Origin of the sequence: Nonlabens sp. (assembly GCF_051251825.1) — a bacterium.
Lineage (GTDB): Bacteria > Bacteroidota > Bacteroidia > Flavobacteriales > Flavobacteriaceae > Nonlabens.
Genome location: NZ_JBPOGG010000034.1, coordinates 1 through 4,294, shown reverse-complemented (window position 1 = coordinate 4,294; position 4,294 = coordinate 1). Strand labels below are relative to the sequence as shown.

Annotated in this window: 5 protein-coding genes; 1 reads left to right on the top strand and 4 read right to left on the bottom strand. The window is 36.0% G+C overall.

Annotated elements, in window-relative coordinates:
- The coding region (locus ACSHWW_RS14250) for a hypothetical protein (RefSeq protein WP_435683141.1) at window positions 1–374 on the top strand (374 nt) is incomplete at its 5' end.
- A gap of 120 nt (window positions 375–494) precedes the next feature.
- Here the strand turns inward: ACSHWW_RS14250 and ACSHWW_RS14245 are convergent.
- The 4 genes from ACSHWW_RS14245 to ACSHWW_RS14230 all read right to left on the bottom strand — a co-directional run.
- Window positions 495–1,337, bottom strand: a complete 843-nt coding sequence (locus ACSHWW_RS14245; protein ID WP_194532334.1) for a universal stress protein — start codon at window positions 1,335–1,337, stop codon at window positions 495–497.
- An 11-nt stretch (window positions 1,338–1,348) separates the two neighbouring features.
- Window positions 1,349–2,479 (bottom strand): hypothetical protein, encoded by a 1,131-nt coding sequence (locus tag ACSHWW_RS14240; protein WP_435683140.1) that lies wholly within the window; start codon window positions 2,477–2,479, stop codon window positions 1,349–1,351.
- Between the two features lie 12 nt (window positions 2,480–2,491).
- Window positions 2,492–3,454 carry a hypothetical protein gene (locus ACSHWW_RS14235; protein ID WP_226975778.1) on the bottom strand — a complete coding sequence of 321 codons (963 nt, stop codon included), beginning with the start codon at window positions 3,452–3,454 and terminating at the stop codon, window positions 2,492–2,494.
- Window positions 3,455–3,627: 173 nt separating this feature from the next.
- The coding region (locus ACSHWW_RS14230; RefSeq protein WP_435683139.1) for a hypothetical protein at window positions 3,628–4,294 on the bottom strand (667 nt) is incomplete at its 5' end.

Here is a 4,294-nt window from a genome sequence, read left to right as displayed (position 1 = left end):
TGAAAAAAGTCTTTTCATTTTTAGCAATAATATCCATCATACTCGTCAGTAACTGCACACAGATACCCGAAAATGATGATCCGGTAATCGGCATTTGGTCAGATATAGAAGTAGCTCCTGCCAGCCTAACCGCTAAGTCAGAAACAGTTCGCAAGGAGTGGATATTTAATGATGCTTATCTAGGGCGATACCACCGAAAGAGTAACGGTAGCATTACTTTTAAAACCGACTTTAAATGGAGTTATGAAAATGACACCTATACCATATCATATCCCGGAACGGACATGGAGAGCCAAATTGTCTCTATGAGGACTTCTGAGGATGGAAGCACATTAGCAGATTCCGAAGGACATACAATGGCCCTTAGAGAATAACAATTTTACTAGGTTTCAAATACGCTAAAACCCATATTCTTCACTGAATATGGGTTTTTAAATTAGGTAAACCTCTATCTACCCAATGTCCTCAACAGACTTAACTTAAATTTCTTGTTTCTAATCCCTATATATAGCCATTACGGGCGTATTAATATTTCGTATTAAATCTTCAGTAAGACTATAGGTAAACAAGCGTTGGTAAAAATTACGCTTGTGATTGATCAGACAAACCATATCTATTTCATTTTCGATACAATAGTCCAACAACGACTTTTTAATATCTATAGAATCTATGGTCTTGAACGTAACATTGCTAACATCATGATTTTTTAATGAAGCTTTAAAGCGATCCATCATTGGTACAATAGAATCACCATGGGCCAAATCAAAATGGACTACATGTAATTTTGCTTTAAAACTTTTGGATTCCTTTATCAAATCTTCTAATGGTTCTTTCTCATCTTCTTGATAGTCCACCAAGAATAAAATATTATCTAAATCCCCATCAAATCTTGCATTCCCCGGCACCACAACGACCGGTTTATGTATTTCATCTAATATCTTCAAGGTACTGGTTTCCGTAAACAGCTGAAATAGCCCACTTTTACTGATCTGGGTACCCATAACAACAACATCTATCTTATCTTCCCTTTTTTCTATATACTGGGTAAACGTTTCAATGAAATCACCTTCCCGAACTACATATTTCACCTTTAGACTATCTACCTTTGATTTTTTAAGTATTTTTTCGAATGGAGGAAAAGTCTCTTTTTTATTTCTAAAATTCTGTATATCCAGCTTTTCATACAGCTTCTGTTCTTCTTCGGAAGTTTCCGTTTCAAGATTATAGGCATGGAAAACGATAATTTTCTTTTCGGTCTTTTTCGCATACTCTACCGCATACAAAAAGGCGTTCATTGAAACTTCCGAAAAATCTGTAGGAAAAAGTATGCAGTCCATAGTAATTGTTTTTAGAATGATATTTCTAGGTTAAGCTCGTACGTATCTTCTGTATTGTTATCTACGGTAGTATGCTCCGTATTTAAAATAAGACGAATCATTTTATTTACCCTATAGGTAAGTCCTCCAATAATTCTTTGTGTTCGTTCATCTATCTCTTCTACTTTAAATTCATCTAAACGACCCCATAAGGAAAATGGACTTCTACCAAACCTATACTCTCCAAAGAAACTATACCCATGATTTTTTAAAGCACGAGAAGGGTCATTAGAGTCAATATATCTTGCTCTAAAATCACCAACGCCATCATGTAATTGAGCCGTTAATTTATATTGCTTTTCTGTAAATGCCAAAAAACCTAAAACCTGATTGAAGTCTGGAGAAAACTCACTATTACCCTTTCCTCTATTAAAATAGCCACTTACTTGTAATTGCGGCAGAGAGTTAGCAAACGGACGTACCGTTAAACGGCCCGCCACTACTTTATTAGTATTCTTTTCTATACCAGAATAACCGCCACCGTTGTAGATACCTAAAGAGTAACTCGCATACTTTCCTTTCATGACACCATTTACATCCTTTAAAAAACCATCATCCATTTTAGGACCAATATTCCCCGATACCGTAAGTCCAAAATCTGCCGAGTTAAATATTCTATTACGCTCAATAAACATGTTATCCTGAACTCTATATGTGTTCATTTTTTGCTCATAATCTAACCATGGCCTATGCACCATACCCACCTCAATAGCTGTACTGGTAAACAACTTACTATTAAGCTTAGGCTTAGTCATTAAATAAAGATATTTAAGCCGTGTTTCTACGTTACCGGCATCATCACCCTCATTATCAATAGTAAGATCCATGGTATAACGAACAGAAAAAACGTCGTTCAGATCCTTTTTTAGAGTAAAGTAACTTCGTTTTAACACAAAACTACTTGTGTGTTCATTTACCGCGGGCAATGTCTCATCTGCTTGAACCTGTTTTACACCATCACGGTAGGCAATAAACCAATCCCCAGACATTTCAACTAAGTCCGCAATATTAATTCCCTTTTCATCACCATCCGAATTAGATACCTGCGCAATACTGGTTTCACCCAACAAAACAACGAATACAAATAGTGACCTGAGTTTCATTCCTAATTAAAATTAAATAGACGTTGCCAAAAATTTTACAGCGAACACCAAAACGATACTTACCACAAGACCAATAACCACCTTAACGAGATCTATACCCAATGACTTAAACATCTTGGCCCTAGGCTCGTTTTTCCTGAGCATATAGTTCAATGCTATTTCCCTACCCGCCAAAATACCAAGGAACACCCAAGTTGTACTCATTGGCACATTGTTCAATTCCTTAAAGTAAAAGAGAACTATACCGTATACAAAATCTATAATTGTTGCTGACCGAATATCTACCGTATTCGTTTTGGATTTGATTATACTTTGGATAGCACCTCCTTTAGAAGCTATGATATAAGCCAGTAAACCCAAAATAACTACCAATGAAAAAATCAGAGAATAGATATCTAATTCTCTTGGCAGGTAAACATAAATGTTAGCAAAATCCTGAATTAGCCATTGTGACCATAAAAAACCGGTGGAACACCATTGTAATATAGTCCAAATCTTCTCCTCTTTATCCGTAATAGGCCTTTCTATAAACTTCCTCTCCACTAATCGGGATATAGCCAAATAGAGCATAATTGCCGCAACAAATGCCACTCCGTAGCCAGAGAGTGATTTGATGACCATACTATTTAAATTTTTCTCATTGAAAAAAGTAAGAATTAAGAAAGATGTACTTACCGGAATACCGGTACGGGTTAATAGCATTAGAATTACAGGTGGCAACAAATAATACCAAGAAAATGGGTCTGGCATGGGGTATTTGGCCAACCTACCATAAGAGACATCCCCATTGTGTGTCATGTAACCATAAATTAGGGTTCCCGCCAGAATACCTCCGGCAAACAACCAAAGTACCCACCATTTCTTTCTTTCATTGGAACTTAGAAATGTACCTAAGGTTTGTATAGTATCATTTCCTACAACGGAGTATGCGGCCAAAGTGAAGCCCAAATACATTACTACAACTGAAAAATCCAATACTTTCTGGTTTTATATTACACCACAAATAAAGGCCATTCACAAAAAGAACACTGCACATTGCAGATTATCAAATATTTAAATAATTGACAATTTAAAAACCATAAAAAAGGCCGCAATCACAAATGATTGCAGCCTTGTATTCTATACTAGCGGTTAACTATCTAAGAACTCTATTTGCTATCTTCCAAAAGAAACTCAGTGTAATCTAAAATATATACACCTAACAAACTCCACTTAAATTTTTCGCCACCATATTTAGCTTTGAATTTATCATTATCCATGAATAAAGACTCAAAATGCTCATCGAAGTCCTTTTTAGTCAGCCATAATACCTTTTCATCACCTTTCTTAATGTAATAGGACTTAGCTATACCTCCAGCTAATTTCATACCACCAATTCCGATGCTAGCAGTCTGCTTAGCCCATGGATCAGAATATACTTCAATAAACTGACTGTATTTAGGATTGACAACTTGCATTAAGTATTCTTCTTCTTTCTTTTTATTTTTCAAAGAAACCATTTGGTTAGTATACATGGTATACCCTTTGTTCATGTATTTAGAAGCATCCGTTTTACCCCACTTAGTAGCATCATTCATGAAGTTACTTTGGTTGTTGAGCTTCTCTAGCCCAGAAGGTGCCATATACAAATCAACAATTTCTTCCGCTTTAACACGAACCTTTTCGCCATCTGGCTTAATAAACTTGATTTCATTAATCTGACCTTTCTTACGATCTACATCTTTAATGTCGGCTTCCCATTTGGTGCCATCTTTAAGCGTAACATAAGCTGGTTTTTTTCGAGAGTAAGAAGAATAAGCTGGATCGAACGCGGCT